22 protein-coding genes are annotated in these 23,898 nt (G+C 71.9%); 7 read left to right on the top strand and 15 right to left on the bottom strand.

Translation table 11 applies throughout. The features are described 5' to 3' along the window. Positions 1–2 precede the first annotated feature (2 nt). The 11 genes from G3I54_RS03270 to G3I54_RS03220 all read right to left on the bottom strand — a co-directional run bounded on the left by G3I54_RS03270 (position 3) and on the right by G3I54_RS03220 (position 11,866). Positions 3–1,106 carry a polyprenyl synthetase family protein gene (locus G3I54_RS03270; RefSeq protein ID WP_203685450.1) on the bottom strand — a complete coding sequence of 368 codons (1,104 nt, stop codon included), beginning with the start codon at positions 1,104–1,106 and terminating at the stop codon, positions 3–5. Next, on the bottom strand, positions 1,103–2,488 hold the full coding sequence (hpnE, locus tag G3I54_RS03265) for a hydroxysqualene dehydroxylase HpnE (RefSeq protein WP_164610881.1): 1,386 nt from the start codon (positions 2,486–2,488) through the stop codon (positions 1,103–1,105). Before hpnE ends, G3I54_RS03270 begins: the two co-directional genes overlap by 4 nt. Before the next feature lie 118 nt (positions 2,489–2,606). Further along, positions 2,607–3,548, bottom strand: a complete 942-nt coding sequence (gene hpnD / locus G3I54_RS03260) for a presqualene diphosphate synthase HpnD (protein WP_164610879.1) — start codon at positions 3,546–3,548, stop codon at positions 2,607–2,609. A gap of 8 nt (positions 3,549–3,556) precedes the next feature. Continuing rightward, entirely contained in the window at positions 3,557–4,468 is a 912-nt protein-coding gene (hpnC, locus tag G3I54_RS03255; RefSeq protein ID WP_164610876.1) for a squalene synthase HpnC, read from the bottom strand. A gap of 407 nt (positions 4,469–4,875) precedes the next feature. Continuing rightward, the gene (locus G3I54_RS03250; RefSeq protein ID WP_164610874.1) at positions 4,876–5,661 is read right to left on the bottom strand and encodes an ABC transporter ATP-binding protein; all 786 of its coding nucleotides are present in this window, start codon (positions 5,659–5,661) and stop codon (positions 4,876–4,878) included. Continuing rightward, positions 5,654–6,583 (bottom strand): ABC transporter permease, encoded by a 930-nt coding sequence (locus G3I54_RS03245; RefSeq protein WP_030076413.1) that lies wholly within the window; start codon positions 6,581–6,583, stop codon positions 5,654–5,656. The genes G3I54_RS03250 and G3I54_RS03245 overlap by 8 nt, the downstream gene beginning before the upstream one ends. Before the next feature lie 101 nt (positions 6,584–6,684). Next, a complete protein-coding gene (locus G3I54_RS03240) occupies positions 6,685–7,557 on the bottom strand; it encodes a glycosyltransferase (protein WP_203685456.1) in 873 nt (290 codons plus the stop codon). A gap of 8 nt (positions 7,558–7,565) precedes the next feature. Continuing rightward, the gene (locus G3I54_RS03235) at positions 7,566–8,345 is read right to left on the bottom strand and encodes a CDP-alcohol phosphatidyltransferase family protein (protein WP_164610871.1); all 780 of its coding nucleotides are present in this window, start codon (positions 8,343–8,345) and stop codon (positions 7,566–7,568) included. Further along, complete coding sequence (locus tag G3I54_RS03230) at positions 8,323–9,384, bottom strand: iron-containing alcohol dehydrogenase family protein (protein ID WP_164610869.1); 1,062 nt, start codon at positions 9,382–9,384, stop codon at positions 8,323–8,325. The genes G3I54_RS03235 and G3I54_RS03230 overlap by 23 nt, the downstream gene beginning before the upstream one ends. Beyond that, positions 9,372–10,109 (bottom strand): phosphocholine cytidylyltransferase family protein, encoded by a 738-nt coding sequence (locus tag G3I54_RS03225; protein WP_164610867.1) that lies wholly within the window; start codon positions 10,107–10,109, stop codon positions 9,372–9,374. The genes G3I54_RS03230 and G3I54_RS03225 overlap by 13 nt, the downstream gene beginning before the upstream one ends. After that, entirely contained in the window at positions 10,106–11,866 is a 1,761-nt protein-coding gene (locus tag G3I54_RS03220) for a DUF5941 domain-containing protein (protein ID WP_164610865.1), read from the bottom strand. The genes G3I54_RS03225 and G3I54_RS03220 overlap by 4 nt, the downstream gene beginning before the upstream one ends. Positions 11,867–12,183: 317 nt before the next feature. On the opposite strand from G3I54_RS03220, the gene galE reads away from it, so the two are divergent. The 4 genes from galE to idi all read left to right on the top strand — a co-directional run bounded on the left by galE (position 12,184) and on the right by idi (position 16,532). Beyond that, positions 12,184–13,161 (top strand): UDP-glucose 4-epimerase GalE, encoded by a 978-nt coding sequence (galE, locus tag G3I54_RS03215; protein ID WP_164610862.1) that lies wholly within the window; start codon positions 12,184–12,186, stop codon positions 13,159–13,161. Positions 13,162–13,341: 180 nt separating this feature from the next. Next, entirely contained in the window at positions 13,342–14,283 is a 942-nt protein-coding gene (locus tag G3I54_RS03210) for a cation diffusion facilitator family transporter (protein WP_164610860.1), read from the top strand. Positions 14,284–14,522: 239 nt separating this feature from the next. After that, positions 14,523–15,791, top strand: a complete 1,269-nt coding sequence (locus G3I54_RS03205) for a bifunctional class I SAM-dependent methyltransferase/N-acetyltransferase (protein WP_164610858.1) — start codon at positions 14,523–14,525, stop codon at positions 15,789–15,791. 147 nt (positions 15,792–15,938) lie between these two features. Further along, positions 15,939–16,532 carry an isopentenyl-diphosphate Delta-isomerase gene (gene idi / locus G3I54_RS03200; protein WP_030076395.1) on the top strand — a complete coding sequence of 198 codons (594 nt, stop codon included), beginning with the start codon at positions 15,939–15,941 and terminating at the stop codon, positions 16,530–16,532. Between the two features lie 27 nt (positions 16,533–16,559). Here idi and G3I54_RS03195 read toward each other — a convergent pair whose 3' ends face one another. Continuing rightward, positions 16,560–17,015 (bottom strand): ATP-binding protein, encoded by a 456-nt coding sequence (locus G3I54_RS03195; RefSeq protein ID WP_164610856.1) that lies wholly within the window; start codon positions 17,013–17,015, stop codon positions 16,560–16,562. Positions 17,016–17,161: 146 nt separating this feature from the next. Further along, positions 17,162–17,785, bottom strand: a complete 624-nt coding sequence (locus G3I54_RS03190; RefSeq protein ID WP_030076392.1) for a DUF308 domain-containing protein — start codon at positions 17,783–17,785, stop codon at positions 17,162–17,164. Between the two features lie 80 nt (positions 17,786–17,865). Between G3I54_RS03190 and G3I54_RS03185 the strand changes: the two genes are divergently transcribed. Continuing rightward, positions 17,866–18,630 carry an enoyl-CoA hydratase-related protein gene (locus tag G3I54_RS03185; protein ID WP_164610854.1) on the top strand — a complete coding sequence of 255 codons (765 nt, stop codon included), beginning with the start codon at positions 17,866–17,868 and terminating at the stop codon, positions 18,628–18,630. 47 nt (positions 18,631–18,677) lie between these two features. Here G3I54_RS03185 and G3I54_RS03180 read toward each other — a convergent pair whose 3' ends face one another. Together G3I54_RS03180 and G3I54_RS03175 are read right to left on the bottom strand one after the other, a co-directional pair. Continuing rightward, positions 18,678–19,313, bottom strand: a complete 636-nt coding sequence (locus G3I54_RS03180; RefSeq protein WP_164610852.1) for a DJ-1/PfpI family protein — start codon at positions 19,311–19,313, stop codon at positions 18,678–18,680. A gap of 91 nt (positions 19,314–19,404) precedes the next feature. Continuing rightward, a complete protein-coding gene (locus G3I54_RS03175; RefSeq protein WP_203685449.1) occupies positions 19,405–20,376 on the bottom strand; it encodes a GlxA family transcriptional regulator in 972 nt (323 codons plus the stop codon). A gap of 126 nt (positions 20,377–20,502) precedes the next feature. Here G3I54_RS03175 and G3I54_RS03170 point away from each other — a divergent pair, with 126 nt between their 5' ends. After that, entirely contained in the window at positions 20,503–21,372 is an 870-nt protein-coding gene (locus G3I54_RS03170) for a hypothetical protein (protein ID WP_164610847.1), read from the top strand. Positions 21,373–21,586: 214 nt separating this feature from the next. Then, positions 21,587–23,898, top strand: a 2,312-nt coding sequence (locus G3I54_RS03165; protein ID WP_164610845.1) for a Tex family protein, incomplete at its 3' end; no start/stop codon positions are given.

The raw sequence follows: 23,898 nt of genomic DNA, 5'->3' as shown, positions 1-23,898 counted from the left end.
GGTCATCTCTTTCGTACCACCACGAAGTCGGCGAGCTCGGTGAGCTGCTCCCTCACCCGGTGGGGCATGTCGACGGCGTGCAGCGCCTCGATGGCGACCGCGTGCTGACGACGAGCTTCCTGGGCGGTCCACTCACGGCCGCCCGCCTCCTCGATGAGTGCCGCGCGGGCGGCGAACTCCTCTTCGGAGAAGCTGTCGAAGTCGTTGCTCTTGGCGTCGGCGGCGAGCAGTTCGCCCAGCCGCTCGGACGCCTCGCCGCCCGCGGCGAGCGCCGCGACGACGGGCAGGGACTTCTTGCGCTGACGCAGATCGCTCCAGGTCTGCTTGCCGGTGGACTCCGGGTCGCCCCAGATGCCGAGGAGGTCGTCGACGGCCTGGAAGGCGAGGCCGAGGTGGTAGCCGTACGCCTCCAGCGTGTCGGCGGTGCGGTCGTCGGCGCCGCCGAGCACCGCGCCGATGGAGACGGCGCAGGCCAGCAGCGCGCCGGTCTTGTTGCCCTCCATCTCCAGGCACTCCTCGACGGTGACCCGCTCGCGGTGCTCGTAGGAGATGTCCTGGGCCTGCCCGTCGATGAGCTTGCGGGTGGCGGTGGTCAGCCGGCGGGCCGCACGGCCCGCCTCGACCGTGCCGAGCTCCAGCAGCAGGTCGTAGGCGAGCGCGAAGAGCGCGTCACCGACCAGGATCGCCTGGGCGGGGCCGTGCACCTTCCAGACGGTGTCGCGGTGGCGGCGCTGCTCGTCGCCGTCCATCAGGTCGTCGTGCAGCAGCGAGAAGTTGTGCACGAGTTCGACGGCCACCGCGCCGGGGATGCCGGCCTCGGCGGGGGCGCCCGCCGCTTCGGCGGACAGCAGGGCGAGCGCGGGGCGCACGGCCTTGCCGCCGTCGCCGTCCGAGGGCCGTCCCTCGGCGTCGATCCAGCCGAAGTGATAAGCGGCGACGGTGTCCATGGGCGGCGCGAGCCGGCCCACGGCAGCCCGCAGGACCGGCGCTGACAGGGCTCGTCCGCGCTCCAGAAGCGCGGTGACGTCCGCGGTGTCCGCCACGGTGTCGAAAGCCGGATTCGCCGGGGTCACAGACTCTCCTCTTGTTCCGGTGGTACTGCTCATGCCGCCTCCTGCAGCGGATGTCCAAGGGGGCGGCCGAGGTCATGGAGGGCCGCGTCGGCGGCACCGGCGCCGCTGCGCACGGCGCCCTCCATCGTCGCGGGCCAGCCGGTGGCGGTCCAGGCCCCCGCCAGCTGAAGGCCGGGCAGCCGGGTGCGGGGGCCGGGGCGCAGCCGTCCGACGCCCGGGGCGGGCGCGAAGGTGGCGGTGCGCTCCCGGGTGACGAAGAAGTCGCGGATGCCGGCGCCGCGGGCGGCGGGCAGCAGCCGCTCCAGCTCGGGCAGATAGCGGGAGCGCAGTTCGGCGACGGGCAGGTCGATCTCGTCCTGGGCGGCCGACTGCGAGACCGCCAGATACTGCCCGGGGCCCGTCAGCCCCGAGGAGTGGGTGCGGTCGAAGACCCACTGGATCGGGGAGCCGATCGCGGCGAAGAACGGCCTGCGCAGCACCTTGCGGTCGTAGATGACATGGACGTTCAGGATGGGCGCGTTGTCGATGTCGAGCAGCAGGTCCGGTTCGTCCAGGGCGCCCGCGGGCAGCAGGTCGTGGGTCTCGGTCTGCGGCACGGCCAGCACGACGGTGTCGGCGGTGATCCGCTCCCCCGCCGTCTCCACGCTCCAGCGGCCGTCCTCGGTACGGGTGAGGGAGCCGGCCTTGGCGCGCAGCTCGGTGCGGACGCCCGCGGTGTCCAGCGCCTTGCGGGCGAGGGTGTCGTGGAGCTCGCCGAGCGGCACGGTGGCCCAGCCGATGTCGGCGGCGCCGGGCTCGGAGAGCAGGCCGGTCTTGAAGACCTTCGCGGCGAGCGCCATGGAGGCGTTCGGGGCGGTGGCGTTCAGTGTGGCGACGCCGACGAGGTCCCAGAGCGCCTCGATGGTCCGCTCCGACTGGCCGTGCCGGCGCAGCCAGGTGGCGAAGTCGATCCGGTCGAGCTCCGGGTCGGCGGGGTCCAGGCGGCCGAGCGCGAGGGCGGCCCGGCCGACGCCCGCCTTCTCGGCGAGCGAGAGGTGCGGATAGGCGGCGAGCCCGCCGGCGACGTGCAGCGGTACGGGCAGGCCGGTGCGGCGGATCCGTCCCAGGCGCGGTCCGGCGGCCCGGCCGACATCCAGCACGGGCACGTCGAGGCGGTCCTGGAGCGGGGCCAGGTGGGCGGCGTCGATCCGGTCGAGGAACCAGCGGTAGCCGGTGCAGCAGCGCAGGTAGACGTGCTGGCCGTTGTCGACGGTGAGGTCGCCGCGCTGGAAGGAGAAGGCGAGGCCGCCGAGGCGGGGCCGTCCTTCCAGGAGGGTCACGTCGAGTCCGGCGTCGGCGAGGCGGAGCGCCGCCGTGACGCCGGCGAGGCCGCCGCCGACGACGACGGCGACGGGGCGCGGGGTGTCGTCGCTCATGCGTGCCCCTCCCGTCGGGTCGTGGCCGTCTGCCGGGTCCTCACCCTGGAGATCGTCGCAGTCAGTGACGCGTCGGGCCACCGGAGGGTTGCCCGGCGGCCGGAGGTCCCGGAATCCATCAGGCTCGCCCCCTGGCGGTGAGCCGCGAGATGTGGCGGGCGTCCAGGCCGGACAGGCCGCGCACCGCGACGTAGGCCTTCTCGTGGCCGGGCAGCGAGACCCGTCCGCGCAGGACGGCCTCGGGGTCGCGCTCGATCCGGTCGAGGAGGCGGCGATAGATTCCGGCCATCGCCGCGACGCAGGCGCCGCTGCGGCGGTCGAGCATCGGCAGCAGCCGGTAGCCCTCGGCGAACAGGGCGCGGGCGCGGCGGACCTCGAAGTGGATGAGGCCGGCGAAGTCGGAGCCGGGGGGCGGGGTGGTGCGGTGGAAGCCTGCGGAGCAGCCGAATTTGGCCAGGTCGTCGGCGGGCAGATAGGTGCGTCCGTTGCCGGCGTCCTCGCGGACGTCGCGCAGGATGTTGGTGAGCTGGAGGGCGAGGCCGAGGGTGTCGGCGTACTCCGCGGCGCGCTCGGCCCCATGGGCGCCCGGCGCGGTGCCGAAGACGCCGAGGCTGAGGCGGCCGATGGCTCCGGCGACGCACCGGCAGTAGGACTTGAGGTCGTCCCAGGTCTCGTAGGTCGCACCCCGGACGTCCATCAGGACGCCGTCGATCAGCTCGTCGAGCCCGCCGAGCGGGAGCGGGAAGCGGCGGGCCGCGTCCGAGAGCGCGACGGCCACCGGGTCGGTGTCGTCCTCGTCGACCGCGTCCTTGCGGATCCGCTCCAGCAGCTCGCGGGTGCTCTCCAGCCGGGTCCGCTTGGTCTCCGGGTCCAGCTCGCCGTCGCCGATGTCGTCGACCCGACGGGAGAAGGCGTACAGCGCCGACATGGCCTGCCGCTTCTCGTACGGCAGCAGCCTGATGCCGTAGGCGAAGTTACGGGCCTGCTGTCCGGTGACGGCCTCGCAGTAACTGTATGCGGCCTGCACCGGCGGCGACATGTACGTCGTCTGTCCCTCCACGGTCCGACTCACCTCTCTCCACGCGCTCTTCGCAAGACGATTCCCACTTCGCGCAGCAGGCTGGGCTTGGTGGGCTTGGGCGGTCCGGGCAGTACGTCGAACCCGGCGGCCGAGATCGCCGTGAGCGCGCTGCGCCCGCCCCCGACGAATCCGGCGAGGAGCAGCTTGAGCCTGCCGTCGACGCTGCCCACCAGCGGGGGGCCTTCGTTCAGCAGGTCGCTCGCTCGCTGGGCCTCGTACGCGATCAGGGCGCGCACGGAGGCTCCGGCGGTGGGCGCGGCCAGGTCGGTCTCGGTGACCCGGAAGCGCTCCATGTCGTCGGCGGGCAGATAGATCCGGTCGCGTGCCAGGTCCTCGGCCACGTCCTGCAGGTGCTCGACGATCTGGAGCGCGGTGCAGACGGCGTCGGAGCGGCGGACGCGTTCCGGGCTCGCGGTGCCGGTCAGGGCGAGGACCAGGCGGCCGACCGGGTTCGCCGAGAGCTCGCAGTAGGCGGCGAGCTCGGCGTACGTGCCGTAGCGGCGGATCTTCTGGTCCTGGCGGTTGGCCTCGATCAGGCCGAGGAAGGGCTCGGGGGTGAGCGCGCGGCGCCGCACGGTGGGGCGCAGGTTGCGCAGCAGCGGGTGGCGCGGCTCCTCGCCAGTGGTGGCGAAGACCCGGTGGAGGTCGGCCTCGAAGGCGTCGAGCATGGCGAGGCGGTCGTCGCTCTGCTCCGGCTCCAGACCGAGGTGGCGGGCGTCCGCGCCGCCGGGGGCGAGGTCGCCGTCGCCGATGTCGTCGACGAGCCGGGCGAATCCGTAGACCGCCATCAGGTCGTCGCGCCAGGCGCGGGGCAGGAAGAAGGGCGCCACGGGGAAGTTCTCGTCCGCGGCCTTGCCGAGAGTGGCGTCACCGATGCGCGCCTCGGGGGTCGAGGTCACTGCGGACCGCCCGGCGCGGGGACGGCGAAACCACGTCGGAGCTGGAGATCTTCCGTCATTGCCGTCACATCTCCCGTTCTACACTGCTGACCCAAAACAACCCTTTTCGGACACGCCGCTCATTCTTCCGAGTGCACTGCGGCAGAGCGGGCGGTGCCGGGGCGTATCGCCCTACTTGCCATGAATCAGCACCGCTACAGCTTACGTTGTACAGCTCACAGGGGACCGGCGGGGTGGAACGCCCACCGCCGCTTCCCGGCCGTGCCCGTCAACCTTCCCCGTGTACGGCGGAATTGACGTCATCCGCCGGGAGGAGATCGCCCCTGGGGGCCTACTGCGGACGGTCTGCCGGACACCGCACGGCCCCCGCCGGACCGGTCCGGCGGGGGCCACGGGGAGAGCTCGGGCTACTTGCCCGTTTCGCGCTCGTACGCCTTGAGGACTTCCTCGGTGGGGCCGTCCATCAGGAGCTCGCCCTTCTCCAGCCAGAGCGCACGGTCGCAGGTGTCCCTGATCGACTTGTTGTTGTGGCTGACCAGGAAGACCGTGCCCGCCTCCTTGCGCAGCTCGCGGATCCGCTCCTCGGAACGGACCCGGAATTTGCGGTCACCGGTGGCCAGCGCCTCGTCGATCATGAGGACGTCGTGGTTCTTGGCAGCGGCGATCGAGAAGCGCAGCCGCGCGGCCATGCCGGAGGAGTACGTCCGCATCGGCAGGGTGATGAAGTCGCCCTTCTCGTTGATCCCGGAGAACTCCACGATCTCCTGGTAGCGCTCGCGGACCTCGTCCCGGCTCATGCCCATGGCCAGGCCGCCGAGGACGACGTTGCGCTCACCGGTCAGATCGCTCATCAGCGCCGCGTTCACACCGAGCAGCGAGGGCTGACCGTCCGTGTACACATGGCCGGATTCGGTCGGCAGCAGACCGGCGATGGCGCGCAGCAGCGTCGACTTGCCGGAGCCGTTGGTGCCGATGAGACCGATGGCCTCGCCGCGGTAGGCGGTGAAGGAGACGCCGCGCACCGCGTGCACCTTCCGGACGCCGCGCGGCTCGCCCTTGCCCCGCCGCATCATGCGGCTCAGCGCGGCGGTGGCACTGCCCCGGCCGCCGCCCGTGCCGTTGACGCGGTACACGATGTGCACATCGTCGGCGATCACCGTGGGGATGCGCCCCTGTGCGTTGTCCTCAGCCACGGCCGTACCGTTCCTCTGCCTTCCAGAAGTACACGAATCCCACGACGCCCAGCAGCACGGCCCAGCCCAGGCCGACGGCCCAGACGTGGTCGGGCAGGTTCTCGGAGCCGTATCCGTCGATCAGGGCGAAGCGGACCAGGTCCATGTAGACCGCCGCCGGGTTGTACTGGAGCACGTCGGCGATCCAGGCCGGCTTGTCCTTGAGCATCACCGGGATGGAGAACATGACGCCCGAGGCGTACATCCAGGTCCGCATGACGAACGGCATCAGCTGCGCGAGGTCGGGGGTCTTGGAGCCGAGCCGGGCCATGACGAGGGCCAGGCCGGTGTTGAAGAAGAACTGGAGGATCAGGGCGGGGATCACCAGGAGCCACGACAGCGAGGGGTAGCTGCCGAAGATGACGGCGACCGCGACCAGCACGATCATCGAGAACAGCAGTTGCTGGAGCTGCTGGAGCGAGAAGGAGATGGGCAGCGAGGCCCGGGGGAAGTGGAGGGCCCGGACCAGCCCGAGGTTGCCGGAGATCGCGCGGACGCCGGCCATCACCGAGCTCTGGGTGAAGGTGAAGACGAAGACGCCGGTGACCAGGAACGGCACGAAGACGTCGTGGGGAATCCCCTCCCTGGTCCCCAGGATCAGCCCGAAGATCAGGTAGTAGACACAGGCGTTCAGCAAGGGCGTGACCACTTGCCACAGCTGGCCGAGTTTGGCCTGGCTGTACTGCGCGGTCAGCTTCGCCCGGGAGAAGGCCAGGATGAAGTGGCGTCGGCCCCAGAGCTGTCGCATGTACGCGAACAGCCCCGGCCGGGCGCCGCTCACGGTCAGGCCGTACTTGGCGGCCAGCTGGGCCGCGCCGAGGCCCTCGTCGGCGGACGGCGGGGTCCCGAGGGCTACCCCACCGTCGTGGGTCGTGTCACTCACAAGTTGAAACTCTCGTCTTCACGCGCAGCCAGTCGCGGGCGCGGCTCAGGCGGACAGGTTCCGGAAAGAAAATACGCCTCATGCTCTCAGAGGAAAGCCTCTCAGATGACCGGAGGTCGGCCCAGCCTCGTCAGCCGCCACACCGTACGCCACTTCATCGGACGCCGAGGCCCGCAGGGCGTCGACCAGCCTTCCCGGAAACCGCCGAACCATGCCTTCAGCGCGGGCGGTGACGGACGCCTCACCAGCGTCAGCAGCAGCCAGACCCCGAGGTAGAGGGGGACCAGCGGGGCTGGCAGGTTCCGGCGGGCGAGCCAGACCCGGTTACGGGCGACCATGCGGTGGTAGACCGCGTGCCGGGACGGGGCGGTGGTGGGGTGGTTCAGCACCATGTCGGCGCGGTAGTCGATCATCCACCCCGCGTCCAGCGCCCGCCAGGCCAGGTCCGTCTCCTCGTGCGCGTAGAAGAAGTCCTCCGGCAGCGGGCCCACCTCGGCCAGGACCCGGGTGCGTACAGCGTTGGCGCCGCCCAGGAACGTCGTCACGCGCGAGGAGCGCATCGGGTCGGCGGCCCGCAGCCGGGGCACGTGCCGCCGCTGGGTGGCGCCGGTGTCCGGGTCGGCGATCCGGAAGGTGACGATCCCCAGCTTCGGGTCGGCCTCGAACGCCTGCCGGCAGAGCTCGGCGGTGTCCCGGTTCGGCAGCAGCCCGTCGTCGTCCAGGAAGAGCAGCGCGTCCACGTCCGCCCCGCAGGGGCCGAACGCCTCGATGCCGACATTGCGGCCGCCGGGGATGCCCAGGTTCTCGGGCAGTTCCACCGTGCGCACCCCGGCGGGCACGTCGGGGACCGGGGCGCCGTTGCCGACCACCACGACCTCGATCCGGTCACCGTGCTGGGCGGTGACCGAGTCGAGGAGGGCGCGGAGTTCGTCCGGGCGGTTGCCCATGGTGATGATCACCGCGCCCAGCTTCATGGGAAGGGTCACTTCAGCCTGCTGGACGCCAGGACGGACACCAGGTGCAGCAGGGTCTGCAGCAGCGCGATGCCGGCCATGACCGCCACGGTCAGGCGGGTGTAGAACAGGTCGCCCCCGATCGCGTCCACGACGGCCACCACGAGGATCACCAGCGAGGCCTCGATGCCGAGGATCAGCCGGTGGAACTTGAGCGCCGCCGCGGCCTTGCGGGCCAGCGCCATGCCGGAGGAGCGCGGTTCGGACGCCGCCTCCTTGACCGGCGGCATCCCGCCCTGGTGGCGGGCCACGCCCACCAGGTCGGTCTCGGCCTTGATCAGGATCGCGCCGAGCGCGGCGAGGGTGCCGAGGAAGGCCCAGAGCCAGTCGATCCGGCCCTCGCCCCAGATGTCGGCGGCGCGCAGGCCGAGGCCGACGAGCACCGCCGCGTCGCACAGGTAGGCGGCGACCCGGTCCAGATAGACCCCGCTGAGCGAGTACTGCTTCTTCCAGCGGGCCAGCTCGCCGTCCACGCAGTCGAACAGCAGGTAGAGCTGGACCATCAGCACGCCGAGCACGGCGCCCCAGACGCCCGGCACCAGCAGCGCCGGGGCGGCCAGCGCACCGGCCAGCGTCATCACATACGTGACCTGGTTCGGCGTGACCCGGGTGTTCACCAGGTAGCGGTCCACGCGCAGCGAGACCTCACGCATGTACATACGCCCGGCCCAGTGCTCGCCGCTGCGCCGGTCCTTGACCCCCGGAGGGTGAACGACCGGACGGAGTTCAGCTACTGATGGTCGTCGCATAGTCGGCGTACGCGTCCCTGATCTGGTCGGTGGACAGGTTGAGGTGCTCCAGGATCGTGAAGCGTCCCGGACGCGTCTGCGGCGCGTAGTCGACGGCCTTGACGAACTCGTCGACGCTGAACCCGATCTCCTCCGGCAGGACCGGCAGACCGTGGCGGCGCAGTATCGATGCCATCAGGAGCGACTCCTGGCGGGCACCGCGCAGATGCATGGCGAAGCAGGCGCCGAGGCCGACCTGTTCGCCGTGGCTGGCCGCGCGCTGGGGGTAGAGCAGGTCGAAGGCGTGGTTGATCTCGTGGCAGGCGCCGGACGCCGGACGCGAGTCGCCCGCGACCGACATCGAGATGCCCGTCAGCACGAGCCCCTCGGCCAGCACCTTGAGGAAGGCGTCGTCGCCGACCCCGCCGGGGTGGCGCAGCACGGCCTCGCCGGCCTGGCGGGCCATCGCGGCGGCCAGGCCGTCGATCTCCTCGCCGTTGACCTCGTGGGCCAGCTCCCAGTCGGCGACGCAGGAGATGTTCGAGATCGCGTCGCCGATGCCGGAACGGACGTAACGGGCGGGCGCCTCACGGATCACGTCGAGATCGATGACCACGGCGATCGGGGTGGGCACCCCGTAGGAGCCGCGCCCGTTGTCGTTGTCCAGCGTCGCGACCGGCGAGCACAGGCCGTCGTGCGAGAGGTTCGTCGCGACGGCGACCAGGGGCAGCCCGACCCGCGCCGCGGCGTACTTCGCCACGTCGATGATCTTGCCGCCGCCGAGGCCGACGACGGCGTCGTACCGGTTGCCCTTGATGCCGTCGGCGAGCTTCACCGCGGAGTCGATCGTGCCGTCGGAGACCGGATACCAGTCGGCACCCGGCAGGACCGGAGCGAGCCGCTCCCGCAGGGCGCGCCCGGAGCCGTCGCTGATCGCGATGGCGAGCTTGCCCGAGGAGGAGATCCGCTGATCGGCCAGGAGACCCGCCAGATCGTCCATGGCGCCGCGCCGGATGTCGACGACGACCGGGGACGGAATGAGCCGGGTCAGTACTGGCACGCGATCTCACGGCCCTTCTTGAGGTCGTCGTGGTTGTCGATCTCGACCCAGGTCACGGTGCCGATGGGGGCCACGTCCACGGTGAAGCCGCGGTTGACCAGCTCCTGGTAGCCGTCCTCGTAGTAGAGGTCGGGGTCGCGCTCGAAGGTGGTCTTCAGCGCGTCCGCCAGCTCCTCGGCGGCCTCGGCCTCGATGAGGGTGACGCCGATGTACTCACCGGTCGCGGTGGCCGGGTCCATCAGCTTCGTGATGCGCTGGACTCCCTTGCCCTCCTCGGTGATGACCTTCATCTCCTCCTCGGCGAGGCTCTTCTCGGTGTCCAGGGCGAGGATGATCTTCTGGCCCTTGCCGCGGGCGTCCAGGAGGGTCTTCTCGACGGAGACCGGGTGCACGGTGTCGCCGTTGGCGAGGATCACGCCGCGCTTGATGACGTCACGGGCGCACCACAGGGAGTAGGCGTTGTTCCACTCCTCGGCCTTGTCGTTGTCGATCAGCGTGAGGGTGAGGCCGTAGGTCGCCTCCAGCTCGGCCTTGCGGGCGTAGACGGCCTCCTTGCGGTAGCCGACGACGATCGCGACCTCGGTGAGTCCGACCTCGGCGAAGTTGGCGAGCGTGAGGTCGAGGACCGTCTTGTCGCCGTCGACAGGGACGAGCGCCTTGGGCAGCGTGTCCGTGTAGGGGCGCAGACGTCGTCCTGCACCGGCTGCCAGTACGAGGCCGATCATGCGAGTTCTCCTTCGTCGTGTACGGCGGGCGCCGAGGAGGACACCCAGAAGCGGATGGACTCCACGAGCACCACCAGAGCCACGGCGACCGCGAGCGCGGTCAGGGCCGTGGTGAAACCTGAGGTGTGGGTGAGTACGGCGGCGAGGACGGCCACCAGCGCGGTGCGGCCCTCGTGTCCACCGATCGTCCGCACCAGCCACTGGGGCGGCGCGCCGGTGCCTCCGCGAATGCGGTACACCGTGTCGTAGTGATGGTAGGCGACGGCCGAGACCAGCCCGAAGGCCGCCGGAACGGCGTGCGGGACATCGCTGCGGGCCGCCAGCACAAGGATCGTGACGTACTCCGCGGCCCGGAAGAACGGCGGCACCAGCCAGTCGAGCGCGCCCTTGAGCGGGCGGGCGACGGCGAGTCCGGAGAGGACCACGTACACCGCCGCGGCGGCGACGGTGAGCCAACTGCCGTACGGGAGGAAGAGCGCCGAGCCGATCATGACGAGCGTGCCGAGCAGGGCGACGGCCGGGGCCGTGAACGCGCCCCGGAGCCCGGGGGCGACCGCCGCGACGCCCTGGGCGAGCGGGCCGGAGTCGGCGAGGTCCGCCAGGGCCTGCGCGGCGCGGTCGGTACGGCGTGCCTTGCGGGTCAGCGAGCGCAGCAGGCGGCCGGCCGTGGTGTAGCAGGCGGCCAGGGCGCAGCCGACGAGCAGGGCGTAGAAGACGATGCGGGGGGTGGTGAGCGCGGTGAGCACCGCGATCATGGCCCAGCGCTCGCCGATCGGCAGCACGATCATCCGGCGCGCCCAGACCGTCCAGCCGACGTTGTCGAGCTTGTCGGAGAGGGCGGCGGTGGGGCTGGTGTTGGCGACCGCGTCGTGGTTGGCCTCGTTGAACGAGAAGTCCACGACATGGCGGCAGGCCTGGAGGACCATCGCGCCGAGCGCGAGGGCCCATACATCGTCACTGTCGCCGCCGCGTACGGCGCCGATGGCGAGGCCCGCGTAGTACGCGTACTCCTTGGCACGGTCGAAGGTGGCGTCCAGCCAGGCACCCATCGTGGAGTACCGCAGCGAGTAGCGGGCGAGCTGCCCGTCGGTGCAGTCCAGCACGAAGGAGACCAGCAGCAGGATGCCGGCGGCGACATAGCCGCCCCGGGTTCCGGTGGCCGCCGCGCCCGCCGCGATCAGCGCGGTGATCAGCGAGGCGGTGGTGACCTGGTTCGGGGTGAGGTTGCGGCGGGCGCACCAGCGGGCGATGTAGCGGGAGTAGGGGCTGATGCAGAAGGTGGTGAAGAAGCCGTCGTGGGCCTTCACCGCGCTGCGCAGCCGTACGGCCTCGTCGTCGACGGAGGAGAGGTCCGCCTCGGCGGCGGCCCGCTGCTCCGGGTCCGTGGGGACGGCCGCGACGAGCGAGCCGAGGGCAGGGCGCTGTACGGCGGTGCCCTCGGCCTCCAGCGCGACGGCGAGCCGGCCGGGGACGGTGCGGTCCTCGGGCGCGGGGTCGGCCTCCGGCTCGACGACCGGGGCGCCCGCGCCGACCGCGGCGGTGGTGCGGCGCAGGGCGCGCAGCAGGGCGCCGCGCGCCTCGGGCTGGGCGGTGAGCGCGCCGGGGACGGTGGCGGCGGCGAAGCGCGGGTCGGTCAGTCCGAGCCGCAGCGCGTGGACGTGGCCCACGAAACGCGGGTCGACGAGGGCGACCCGGCGGCCGGCCGGAACGGCGGCGAGAAGGGCTGCGGCGTCACCGGCGTCGACGGCGGTCTGCACATCGAAGCCCAGGGACCGCAGATCGTCCGCGAGCGACGACCCGGGTACCGGCGTACCGGTGAGGATGGCGGTCGACAGACGAACTCACTCCTTGGCACTGACGGGGACGACACACGGCCGCACGGCCACGGGACGGGTCGGCGGCGTGTCGGCTGAGGCTATCCGATGAACGGAAGGCTGAGTTCACCACCCGTTTGTGCGCTGTTCGGGTGGATCCGCAAGCGCGGTCGCCGTTCGCGATCATCATCATCGATCGGGGGCCCGGCCCACAAACCCGCGGGGCGGGCCGCGGACGACGGGCCCTTAGGCTGACGGTCATGACATGGCTGATCACAGGCGGGGCGGGTTACATCGGGGCACACGTGGCGCGGGCCATGGTGGCGGCGGGCGAGCGGGTCGTGGTGCTCGACGACGGCTCCAGCGGCATCGTGGACCGGCTGCCCGAGGAGGTGGCCCTGGTGAAGGGCTCGGCCTCCGACCGGGCCCTGCTGGACCGGGTGCTGGCCGAGCACGCGGTGAGCGGTGTGGTGCATCTCGCGGCGAAGAAGCAGGTCGGCGAGTCCGTGGAGAAGCCGCTGCTGTACTACCGGGAGAACGTCACGGGGCTGGGTGTGCTGCTGGAGGCCGTGGTCGCCGCGGGGGTGCGGCGCTTCCTCTTCTCGTCGTCGGCGGCCGTCTACGGCGTACCGGACGTGGACCTCATCACCGAGGAGACGCCCTGCCTGCCGATCAACCCGTACGGCGAGACCAAGCTCGCCGGGGAGTGGCTGGTGCGGGCCACCGGGAAGGCCCACGGGATCTCGACCGCCTGCCTGCGGTACTTCAACGTGGCGGGCTCCGCCGCGCCGGAGCTCGCGGACACCGGGGTCTTCAACATCGTGCCGATGATCTTCGAGCGGCTGACGCGCGGCGAGGCCCCGCGGATCTTCGGTGACGACTACCCGACGCCGGACGGCACCTGCATCCGTGACTACATCCATGTCGCCGACCTGGCGGAGGCGCATCTCGCCGTCGCGCGGCGGCTGGACAGGGCGGACGCCGTCGACCTGACGCTGAACGTCGGCCGGGGCGAGGGCGTCTCGGTGCGGGAGCTGGCCGAGGTGATCGGCGAGGTGACGGGGCACGGCCTGAAGCCGGTGGTGGAGCCGCGCCGGGCCGGTGACGCGCCGAGGGCGGTGGCGTCGGCCGCGCGGATCTCCGAGGAGCTGGGCTGGACGGCACGGCGCAGTGTGCGCGAGATGGTGGAGTCGGCCTGGGAGGGCTGGTGTCTGCGCCATCCCGAGGCCCGCGCGTGATCGGTTCCAGGTGGTGCCGGTGATCGTGTCAACGCTCTGACCTGCGGAACGTTTCCGCAGGTCAGAGCACATGACAACGGTGTTCAGTCCCGTGTTGCCCCATACCCCCCACCCGTAGTTCACTGGCCTGGTCGGGGCGGTTTCGCCCCGGCGCGTCCTACGGACCTGGAGGCGTTTCGCATGGGGGCTGGCCACGATCACGGACATACGCACGGCGGGCCGCCCCCGACCGGCACGGCGGCCGCCGCGTACCGGGGCAGGCTCCGGGTCGCCCTCGCGATCACGCTGAGCGTGATGGTGATGGAGATCGTCGGCGGGGTGCTCTCCGACTCGCTGGCCCTGATCGCGGACGCCGCCCACATGGCCACCGACGCCCTGGGGCTCGGGATGGCGCTGCTCGCCATCCACTTCGCCAACCGTCCGGCCGGCCCGAACCGCACCTTCGGCTTCGCCCGTGCGGAGATCCTGGCGGCGCTCGCCAACTGTCTGCTGCTGCTGGGCGTCGGCGGCTATCTGGTCTTCGAGGCGGTCGAGCGGTTCATCACCCCCGCCGAGACCAAGGGCGGTCTGGCCATCGCGTTCGCCGCCGTCGGTCTGGTGGCCAACGTCGTCTCCCTCTCCCTGCTGATGCGCGGGCAGAAGGACAGCCTGAATGTGCGGGGCGCCTATCTGGAGGTGCTGGCCGACACCCTGGGCTCGCTCGCCGTGATCGTCTCGGCGGGCGTCATCATGGCGACCGGCTGGCAGCCCGCCGACCCGATCGCCTCCCTGGTGATCGGCCTGATGATCGTCCCCCGGACGGTGAAGCTGCTGCGGGAGACCCTGAACGTGCTGCTGGAGGCGGCGCCCAAGGGCGTGGACATGGCGGAGGTACGGGCCCACATCACGGCGCTGCCCGGCGTCCTGGACGTCCACGACCTGCACGCCTGGACGATCACCTCGGGCATGCCGGTGCTCTCCGCGCATGTGGTGGTGCGCCAGGAGATGCTCGACTCGATAGGGCACGAGAAGGTGCTGCACGAGCTCCAGGGCTGCCTCGGCGACCACTTCGACGTGGAGCACTGCACCTTCCAGCTGGAGCCGAGCGGCCATGCGGAGCACGAGGCGCACCTCTGCCACTGAGGCGCGCGCCCCTGGGCGCGGGCGGGGCGATGCTAGGGTGGTTTCGCTGAGACGTTCGAGTCTCGCGGTGGAGCGGAACCCGGTGTCACCAGGACCTTTCGAGAGGAGCTGAGGTTGATGACGGTCGCGACGACGCCTTCCCGGCGCAGCAATCGGTCCTTCCTCATCTCCAGGGTTTCCGGCTAGGTCCACCTTCTTCCCGGATCGGGTCGGAGCCCTCACACCCAAGGGTTCCCACGTTGACCGACCACACTGACGACGCCTCGCGCACCGAGGCGTTCTTCACCCTGCACCACCGTCTTCCCCGGCAGAGCCCCGGCTCCGACGCGACCACGCGCCGGCTGCTCGCTCTCGCCGGTCCGCTGCCCGACCGTCCGCGCGTCCTCGACCTGGGCTGCGGTCCGGGCCGTGCCGCTCTGCTGCTCGCCGCCGAGGCGGGCGCCGAGGTGACCGCGGTCGACCTGCACCAGCCGTTCCTGGACGAGCTGCGCGAGGCGGCCAGGGCCCGTGGCCTCGACGACCAGATCCGTACGGTCCGGGCCGACATGGGCGACCTCACCGGCCCCGCGTTCCCGGAGGGGTCCTTCGACCTGATCTGGGCCGAGGGGTCGGCGTACTGCATCGGGTTCGACACCGCCGTCCGCGACTGGCAGCGGCTGCTGGCCCCGGGCGGCGCGATGATGATCTCCGAGTGCGTCTGGACCACGGACGCGCCGTCCGCCGGGGCGCGCGGCTTCTGGGACCGCAACGGCTCCCTGCGCACCCGGTCGGAGACCACCGCGGCGGCCGTCGCCGCGGGCTGCACGGTCGGCGCCGTGCTGCTCCAGCCCGAGAGCGACTGGGACGAGTACTACGTACCGCTCGCCGAGCGGGTCGCGGACACCGCCCCGGCCACTCCCGGTATGGAGTGGGCGCTCGCGGCCACCCGCGAGGAGCTGGCGGTACGGCGGGAGCACGGCACGGAGTACGGCTACGCCGCCTATGTGCTGCGCCCGGCCGATCCCCGGTGGGCCACCCGGCCGGAGACACCGGCGGACCGTACGGCCGTGCACGCGGTCAACACGGCCGCGTTCCCGACCCGGGACGAGGCCGACCTCGTGGACGCGCTGCGGGCCGACGCCGAGGCCTGGCTGCCGGATCTCGGTTACGTCGCCGAGGCCCCGGACGGGTCTCTCGCGGCGTACGCGCTGCTGACCCGCTGCCGGGTCGGCGACGCCCCGGCGCTCGCGCTGGCCCCGGTGGCCACCTCTCCCGCCCACCAGCGGCAGGGTGCGGGGCAGGCCGTGGTGCGGGCGGTGCTGGACGCCGCCCGGGTGCGCGGTGAGGCACTGGTGCTGGTGCTCGGTCATCCCGAGTACTACCCGCGCTTCGGTTTCGTGCCGGCCTCGCGCTACGGGATCCGGCCAGGTTTCGAGGTTCCGGACGAGGCGATGACGGCCCTGGTACTGGACGATTCCGTCCCGGTTCCGGCGGGCATGATCCGCTATCCGGCAGCCTTCGGGGTCTGACGGCCCGTCCGTCCCGCCGCGCTCGCAGGGCGCGGCGGGACGGACATGCCCGGACCCGAAGTGCGGACAAGCGGCTTTTGTACGGCAGACTTGACCGGACTCCAGGGGCCCGGCGCACGAGGCCGGGGACCAAAGCGAAGGATGGGTATGCCGACCACACCAGCCACCGCGACGCACAGCTCGTCGAACGGCACCGCAGAAGCGATCATGCTCGAACTGGTCGACGAGAACGGCACCACGATCGGCACCGCGGAGAAGCTGGCGGCCCACCAGGCCCCCGGGCAGCTGCACCGCGCGTTCTCCGTGTTCCTCTTCGACGAGCAGGGGCGGCTCCTGCTCCAGCGCCGGGCACTCGGCAAGTACCACTCCCCCGGTGTCTGGTCGAACACCTGCTGCGGACACCCCTATCCGGGCGAGGCCCCGTTCGCGGCCGCCGCCCGGCGTACGTACGAGGAGCTGGGGCTCTCGCCCTCGCTGCTGGCCGAGGCGGGCACGGTCCGCTACAACCACCCGGACCCCGCTTCGGGTCTGGTGGAGCAGGAGTTCAACCACCTGTTCGTGGGAATGGCTCAGGAGGCCCTGAAGCCGGACCCCGAGGAGGTCGGGGAGACGGCCTTCGTGACGGCGGCGGAGCTGGCGGAGCGGCACGCGCGGGCGCCGTTCTCGGCGTGGTTCATGACGGTGCTGGACGCGGCACGGCCGGCGATCCGTGAGCTGACGGGGCCCTCGGCGGGCTGGTGACGCTCCGCCCGGCCGGGTACGGGGCGGTCAGAGCTGCGTCTTCAACGGCAGCGCCGCCCAGATGATCTTGCCGCCGCTCGCGGTGTGCTCGACGTCGCAGGTGCCGCCCGCCTCAGCGGTGACCACCTTGACCAGCAGCAGGCCCCGGCCGCCGGTCTGCGCGTAGTCCGTCTCCAGGGCGGTGGGGCGGTAGGGGTGGTTGTCCTCGACCGAGACTCTGACCCAGTCGGCGGCGATGGCCACCTCGACGGCCAGCTCGGGCGAGAGGAGCGCCGCGTGCTTGACGGCGTTGGTGACCAGCTCCGAGACGATCAGCAGCAGCCCCTGGAGGATGTCCTCCTCGATCGGCACGCCCTGCCGGCCGAGCAGATCGCGTACGGCGTGCCGGGCGCTGGGCACGGACGCGTCCACGGCGGGGGCGGTGAAGCGCCACACCCCCTCGTACGACACGGGGTCGGCGGGGGCACTCCCGAGGCTCTCCATCGTCCGGCACCAGCTCTCACTCGCACTGCACTGACCGTCGAGTAAAGAGTGTTGGGAATGGCTTGGTCCGGACCGTGCCACTGATCGGAAGTAGCCAGGTATCGGCGCTATTCGACCGAACGGGCACACCTATGCAAGCCCAGGGACTACTTCTGCTCTTCTTCTGGTGACTTGATCGGCTCGTCCGAGGTCGGGGCAGTTTCATCGAGCCGCTCCGAGACCATGCTGACGATGCGTCGGCCGCCGATGCCGATGGCGATCAGGCCGAGCCCGTCGAACAGCAGGGCCAGCGAGAAGAAGCAGCCCAGAACGTACAGACTGCTGTGCGGCCAGTCGAACAGCACCAGCAGCCCCAGCAGCAGCCCGAAGGCCCCTTGGAGCAGCGTCCACCCCATCTGCGGGCCACGCACCACGACGCTGCCGACCAGCCGGAAGACCCCGCCGGTCAGGAAGAGCAGGGCGGCGAACATGGTGAGCGCCTCGGCCGTGCCCTCGGGGTGCTTGATGACGACGACGCCCGCGGCGATGTTGAGGGCCGCGACGACCACGCCCAGCCAGAAGTAGTTGGTGCCGCGCGACTCGATCGCGTGCAGCAGTCCGACGAGACCGCCGACGAGCAGCAGCCAGCCGAAGAGCAGCATCGAGGTGAGGGTGGCGACCCCGGTGTAGACGAGGCCGATGATGCCCGCGATCACCAGCAGTGCGCCGAGCAGCGCGAGCCAGCCGAAACTGCGGCTGAGCTTCCTGCCCTCGGCGGTGGGTTCGTTCATCGACAGCTCCTCACGGTGCCTGTCCGGCTCACGACCCCTTCTTGATCATAGGTTCGAACCACCCGGATAGCATCCGGCCCATGGACCGTACGGAACCCCGCCTGATCCCGTCCGTCGAGCGCGGCGTCGCCACCGTCGTGATCGCGAACCCCGCCAAGCGCAACGCGATGACCGCCTCGATGTGGCGGAGCCTGCCGGAGCTGCTGGAGCGGCTGGCGGCCGACCCGGCGGTCCGGGTCCTGGTGCTGACCGGGGCCGGTGACACCTTCTGCGCCGGGGCGGACATCTCCACGCTGCGGGAGAGCGCGGACACCGCCCAGGGTCTGGCGGTGGCGGCCGAGGAGGCGCTCGCCGCGTTCCCCCGGCCGACGCTGGCCGCGGTGCGCGGCTACTGCGTGGGCGGCGGCAGTCAGCTGGCCGCCGCCTGCGATCTGCGGTTCGCGGAGGAGGGCGCCTTCTTCGGGGTCACCCCGGCCAAGCTCGGCATCGTCTACCCCGCCTCCTCGACCCGGCGGCTGGTCGCCCTCGTCGGCCCGGGCACGACCAAGCATCTGCTGTTCTCCGGCGAGCTGATCGACACCGAACGGGCGCTGCGCACCGGCCTGGCCGACGAGGTGCTGCCCGCGGGCGGCCTGGACAAGCGGGTCGAGGAGTACGTACGGGTCCTCGCGTCCCGGTCCCAGCTGACCCAGGCCGCGGCGAAGGAGTTCGCCGCGGGCCGGGCGGACCGGGACGCGTACTGGGCCGGTGAGGCGCGGAGCAGCACGGACACGGCGGAGGGCGTCGCCGCCTTCCTGGAGCGGCGCGCACCCCGGTTCACCTACACCACGGGCCCTACCGGGTGACGTGATGCACCGCTGGCCCTACCGGGTGAGGCGGTGCGCCAAGGCCCCTACCGGGTGATGTGGCGGCTCCTGGCCCGCCACTCCTCGACCAGGGCGGCGGGGGCCTTCTGCGGCGAGCCGCAGTCGTAGGGCGGCTGCGGGTCGTACTCCGTGAGCAGCTGCACCGAGCGCGCCACGTCGTCGCCGGCGATCCGGCCGAGCAGGGTCAGCCCCATGTCGATGCCGGAGGAGACCCCGGCGGCGGTGACGTACTTGCCGTCGAGAACGACCCGCTCCCCGGTGGGCTCGACGCCGAACTCCTTCAGCACCTCCAGCGCCAGCCAGTGCGAGGTGGCCCGACGCCCCTTCAGGAGTCCGGCCGCCGCCAGCAGCAGCGATCCGGTGCAGACCGAGGTGGTCCAGGTGGTGGTGGCGTCGACCGCGCGCAGCCAGCCGAGCAGCGCCTCGTTCTCCATCTGGTCGCTCTGGCCGGGGCCGCCCGGCACGATCACCAGATCCGGCGACGGCACCTCGGCGAGTGTCTTCTCCGCGACGAGCGCGAGGCTCCCGCTGTCGTTGCGGACGGGTCCGGTCCGTTCGGCGACGAAGACGGTCTCGGCGCCGGGCGCGCGGCTGAGGATCTCGTAGGGGCCCACCGCGTCCAGGGCGGTGAAACGGTCGAAGAGCAGGATGGCGATCTGCACGGGAACTGCCTCTCGGTTCGGTCGGACGGGCGAACGGACGGACCGGATGGTCGGGCCGGCCGGTGGTGCGTTTCAGGTGTCAGGTGTGGTGTCAGGTGCCGGCTGCGGGCGTGCGGAAGCGGCGACGGTATTCGGCCGGCGCCGTCGCGAGGGTCTTCACGAAGGCCCGGCGCATGGCCTCCGGAGTGCCGTAGCCGCTGGCGCGGGCGATCCGCTCGACGCCGTCGGCGGTGTCCTCCAGGAGCCGGCGGGCGTGCTCCAGCCGGACGCGTTCGACGTACCGCCCCGGGGTCGTGCCGGTCTCCGCCCGGAACGCGCGGGCGAAGTGCCGGGGCGAGAGCCGGGCGCGGGCCGCGAGGGCGTCGACCCCGAGGTCGGCGTCCGGGTGCTGGGCGATCCAGTGCTGGACCTCGCGCAGCGGTTCGCGCTGTGCGGTCTGGGCGCTGAGCTGGGCGCTGAACTGGGCCTGGTTGCCGGGGCGGCGCAGGAACACCACGAGGTGCCGGGCGATGTTCAGCGCGAGGTCCCGCCCGTGGTCCTCCTCGACCAGCGCGAGGGCCAGATCGATCCCCGCGGTGACGCCCGCCGAGGTGGCCAGCCTCCCGTCGCGTACGAAGATCGGCTCCGGATCGACCCGGACGGCCGGGTGGTCGCGGGCCAGCCGCTCGCAGTAGTTCCAGTGGGTGGTGACCCGGTGCCCGTCCAGCAGGCCCGCCTCCGCCAGCAGCAGCGCCCCGGTGCACACGGAGACGAGCCGCTCCGCCCGCGGCGCGTGCTCCCGCAGCCAGCCGGTCAGCTCCGGCTGGGAGCCCCGGGTGCCCTGCCCGCCGGGCACCAGCAGGGTGTGCGGGGCGGGCGCGTCGGCCAGGCTGCTGTCGGGCACCAGGGTCAGGCCACTGGTGGACCGGACCGGGCCGCCGTCGAGCGAGGCGGTCCGCAGGTCGTAGGAGACGCCGGGCGACCGGGAGGCGCCGGAGAAGACCTCCATCGGGCCGCTCACGTCGAGGCTCTGGACACCGTCGAAGAGGACGACGAGCACGGTTCGCTGCTTCACGTCCGTCATCCTGGGCGACGGGCGACGATGGCCGCAATGACGAGCACCCCACCTTTCCTGCCATCGCCCTTCCCCCGCCGGGCCACCCCTCCCCCGGGGTTCCCCTCCGTACCGACCAGTCGGTAACGTGCCTGTATGAGTACTCTCCCGGCCCGCGCGGAGCGCCGCTGCCACAACGCCGTCAACCCGCTGCACTCGTGCCTCTTCTTCTCCCCCGACCTGGGTGCGGAGATGGCGAAGATCGGCATCGAGGACCCCAGCGCCGCCTACTTCGCGACCCGGGCCGCCGCGCTCGGCGCGGTGGGCGCGGGGACCGTCAGCGCCACCTTCTACAACTTCAACCCCGCGCTGGTGGCCCGCCATGTGCCCGCCGTCTGGGAGACCGCCTCTCCCGAGGTGGTCCTCGGGGCCCGGCTGCGGGCGGCGGACTCGACGCTGCGGCGGCTGCTCGGCGAGGAGATCATCGCCTCCGCCGAGATGGCGGAGGCGGCCCGGCTCGCGCTGCGCGCCACCGAGGCCTGCACCCCGCACGCCCGTCCGCTGTACGCGGCGCACGCGGACCTGCCGGTGCCCGAGGAGCCGCACCTGGCGTTCTGGCACGCGGCGACCCTGCTGCGCGAGCACCGGGGCGACGCGCACCTGGCCGCCCTGCTCGCCGCCGATCTGGACCCGCTGGAATCGCTCGTCAGCCACACCGCGACCGGCAAGGGCATGGCGATCCGCTGGATCCTGTCCTCCCGGGGCTGGCGTCGCGCCGACTGGGAGGCGGCGTCCGAGCGGCTGCGGAAGCGCGGGCTGCTGGAAGGCGGCGAGGAGTTGGCGCTCACCGAGGCCGGCACGGCACTGCGCGCGGAGGTCGAGCAGGCGACGGACCGCATGGACACGGCCCCGTACGAGCACCTGGGCGCGGAAGGCGTGGAGCGGCTCACCGAACTGGGGCGCGGCTTCCTGTTCACGGCCGCCGCGGCGGGCGCGTTCCCGGCCTCGGCGACCGGCCAGGGCTGACCCACGACAGCCCCCGGGAAGCGTGCCGCACGGCCCGGGGCCCTCGCACACGGCGCCGGGGCTCCCGGGCGTGTTGCCCGAGGTCACGCGACACGGCCCCCGGCCACCCGGCACAATGCAGGCCTGGGGGGATGCCCCCGGCAAGCAGATACGTGCTCATCACGACACGAGCACGGCCAGCACAGCCAGTACGAGAAGGCGAGTCGGGAAAACCGTGACGACGTCCATCGAAGGCAGGATCGCCGAGGAGCTCGGCGTACGTGAACGACAGGTCAGGGCCGCCGTCGAGCTGCTCGACGGCGGATCGACCGTGCCGTTCATCGCGCGCTACCGCAAGGAGGCGACCGAATCCCTCGACGATGCGCAGCTGCGCACGCTGGAGGAACGGCTGCGCTATCTGCGGGAGCTGGAGGAGCGGCGCACCGCGATCCTGGAATCCGTACGCGAACAGGGCAAGCTCGACGCGGCGCTGGAGGCGAGCATCCGGGCCGCGGAGACCAAGGCGCGCCTGGAGGACATCTATCTGCCGTTCAAGCCGAAGCGGCGGACGAAGGCGCAGATCGCCCGGGAGGCGGGGCTCGAACCGCTGGCGGACGGGCTGCTCGGCGACCCGTCGGTCGATCCGCTCGCGGCGGCCGCCGCGTTCGTGGACGGCGACAAGGGCGTCGCGGACGCGGCCGCCGCGCTGGACGGCGCCCGGTCGATCCTCACCGAGCGGTTCTCCGAGGACGCCGACCTGACCGGCGAGCTGCGCGAACGCATGTGGACGCGCGGCCGGCTGGCGGCGAAGGTACGTGAGGGCCAGGAGGAGGCGGGCGCGAAGTTCGCCGACTACTTCGACTTCGCGGAGCCGTTCACCGCGCTGCCCTCGCACCGGGTCCTCGCGATGCTGCGCGGCGAGAAGGAGAATGTGCTCGACCTGGTCCTGGAGCCGGAGGAGCCGGAGGCGGCCGAGAAGCCCGGCCCTTCCTCGTACGAGAACATGATCGCCCGCCGCTTCGACATCGCCGACCGGGGCCGCCCGGGCGACAAGTGGCTGGGCGACACCGTGCGTTGGGCGTGGCGGACCCGGATCCAGGTGCACCTGGGCATCGACCTGCGGCTGCGGCTGCGCACGGCGGCGGAGGACGAGGCGGTACGGGTCTTCGCCTCGAACCTGCGCGATCTGCTGCTCGCCGCCCCGGCCGGCACCCGCGCCACCCTCGGCCTCGACCCCGGTTTCCGTACGGGGGTGAAGGTCGCGGTCGTCGACGCGACCGGCAAGGTGGTGGCCACCGATGTGATCCACCCGCACGTGCCCGCGAACAAGTGGGACCAGGCGCTGGCCAAGCTCGCGCACCTCGCGAAGGAGCACGCGGTCGACCTGATCGCGATCGGCAACGGCACCGCGTCCCGCGAGACGGACAAGCTCGCCGGTGAACTGATCGACAAACAACCGGAGTTGAAGCTCACCAAGGTGATGGTCTCGGAGGCGGGCGCCTCCGTGTACTCCGCCTCCGCGTTCGCCTCGCAGGAACTGCCCGACATGGACGTGTCGTTGCGCGGCGCCGTCTCCATCGCGCGACGGCTCCAGGACCCGCTTGCCGAGCTGGTGAAGATCGACCCGAAGTCGATCGGCGTCGGCCAGTACCAGCACGACCTGTCCGAGGTGAAGCTGTCGCGTTCACTGGACGCGGTCGTCGAGGACTGTGTGAACGGCGTCGGCGTGGACGTCAACACCGCGTCCGCACCGCTGCTTTCACGGGTTTCCGGGATCAGCTCGGGGCTCGCCGAGAACATCGTCGCGCACCGGGACACCAACGGCCCCTTCCGGTCCCGCAAGGCGCTCAAGGAGGTGGCGCGGCTCGGCCCGAAGGCGTACGAGCAGTGCGCGGGCTTCCTGCGTATCCGGGGCGGCGACGACCCGCTGGACGGCTCCAGCGTGCACCCCGAGGCCTACCCGGTGGTGCGGCGGATGGGGAAGAGCGCGGGTGGCGAGGTGGCCTCGCTGATCGGCAACGCGGAGGCCCTGCGGTCGCTGCGCGCGGCGGACTTCGTGGACGACATGTTCGGGCTGCCGACCGTGACGGACATCCTCAAGGAGCTGGAGAAGCCGGGGCGCGACCCGCGTCCGGCGTTCCGCACGGCGACCTTCAAGGAGGGCGTCGAGAAGCTCGGCGACCTGGAGCCCGGCATGGTGCTGGAGGGCGTCGTGACGAACGTCGCCGCCTTCGGCGCGTTCGTCGACATCGGCGTCCACCAGGACGGTCTGGTGCATGTCTCGGCGCTGTCGAAGACGTTCGTGAAGGACCCGCGGGACGTCGTGAAGCCCGGCGACATCGTGAAGGTCAAGGTCATGGACGTCGATGTGCCGCGCAAGCGGATCTCGCTGACGCTGCGTCTTGACGACGAGCCCGGTGCGGGCGGTTCCGGCGGCGGGCAGCAGGGCCGCGGCGAGCGCGGCGGCCGGCCCCCGAAGCAGCGCCAGGGGCAGGGCCAGGGCCAGCCGTCCGGTGGCGGTCAGGGCCGGCAGGGCGGCGGCGGCCG

It is taken from the genome of Streptomyces sp. SID14515, assembly GCF_010548505.1.
Lineage (GTDB): Bacteria > Actinomycetota > Actinomycetes > Streptomycetales > Streptomycetaceae > Streptomyces > Streptomyces caviscabies.
The sequence above is the reverse complement of the archived record's forward strand: the minus strand, read 5'-3'. Positions and strand labels throughout refer to the sequence as shown.

What these genes read in the sequence shown, in the direction of transcription:
- galE (WP_164610862.1), top strand. Translation starts at nt 12,184, where the DNA reads ATGACATGGCTGATCACAGGCGGGGCGGGTTACATCGGGGCACACGTG.
- G3I54_RS03225 (WP_164610867.1), bottom strand. Translation starts at nt 10,109, where the DNA reads ATGATCGGCCTCGTACTGGCAGCCGGTGCAGGACGACGTCTGCGCCCC.
- idi (WP_030076395.1), top strand. Translation starts at nt 15,939, where the DNA reads ATGCCGACCACACCAGCCACCGCGACGCACAGCTCGTCGAACGGCACC.
- G3I54_RS03210 (WP_164610860.1), top strand. Translation starts at nt 13,342, where the DNA reads ATGGGGGCTGGCCACGATCACGGACATACGCACGGCGGGCCGCCCCCG.
- G3I54_RS03240 (WP_203685456.1), bottom strand. Translation starts at nt 7,557, where the DNA reads ATGAAGCTGGGCGCGGTGATCATCACCATGGGCAACCGCCCGGACGAA.
- G3I54_RS03235 (WP_164610871.1), bottom strand. Translation starts at nt 8,345, where the DNA reads ATGCGACGACCATCAGTAGCTGAACTCCGTCCGGTCGTTCACCCTCCG.
- G3I54_RS03190 (WP_030076392.1), bottom strand. Translation starts at nt 17,785, where the DNA reads ATGAACGAACCCACCGCCGAGGGCAGGAAGCTCAGCCGCAGTTTCGGC.
- G3I54_RS03195 (WP_164610856.1), bottom strand. Translation starts at nt 17,015, where the DNA reads ATGGAGAGCCTCGGGAGTGCCCCCGCCGACCCCGTGTCGTACGAGGGG.
- G3I54_RS03175 (WP_203685449.1), bottom strand. Translation starts at nt 20,376, where the DNA reads ATGACGGACGTGAAGCAGCGAACCGTGCTCGTCGTCCTCTTCGACGGT.
- G3I54_RS03270 (WP_203685450.1), bottom strand. Translation starts at nt 1,106, where the DNA reads ATGAGCAGTACCACCGGAACAAGAGGAGAGTCTGTGACCCCGGCGAAT.
- G3I54_RS03170 (WP_164610847.1), top strand. Translation starts at nt 20,503, where the DNA reads ATGAGTACTCTCCCGGCCCGCGCGGAGCGCCGCTGCCACAACGCCGTC.
- G3I54_RS03185 (WP_164610854.1), top strand. Translation starts at nt 17,866, where the DNA reads ATGGACCGTACGGAACCCCGCCTGATCCCGTCCGTCGAGCGCGGCGTC.
- hpnE (WP_164610881.1), bottom strand. Translation starts at nt 2,488, where the DNA reads ATGAGCGACGACACCCCGCGCCCCGTCGCCGTCGTCGTCGGCGGCGGC.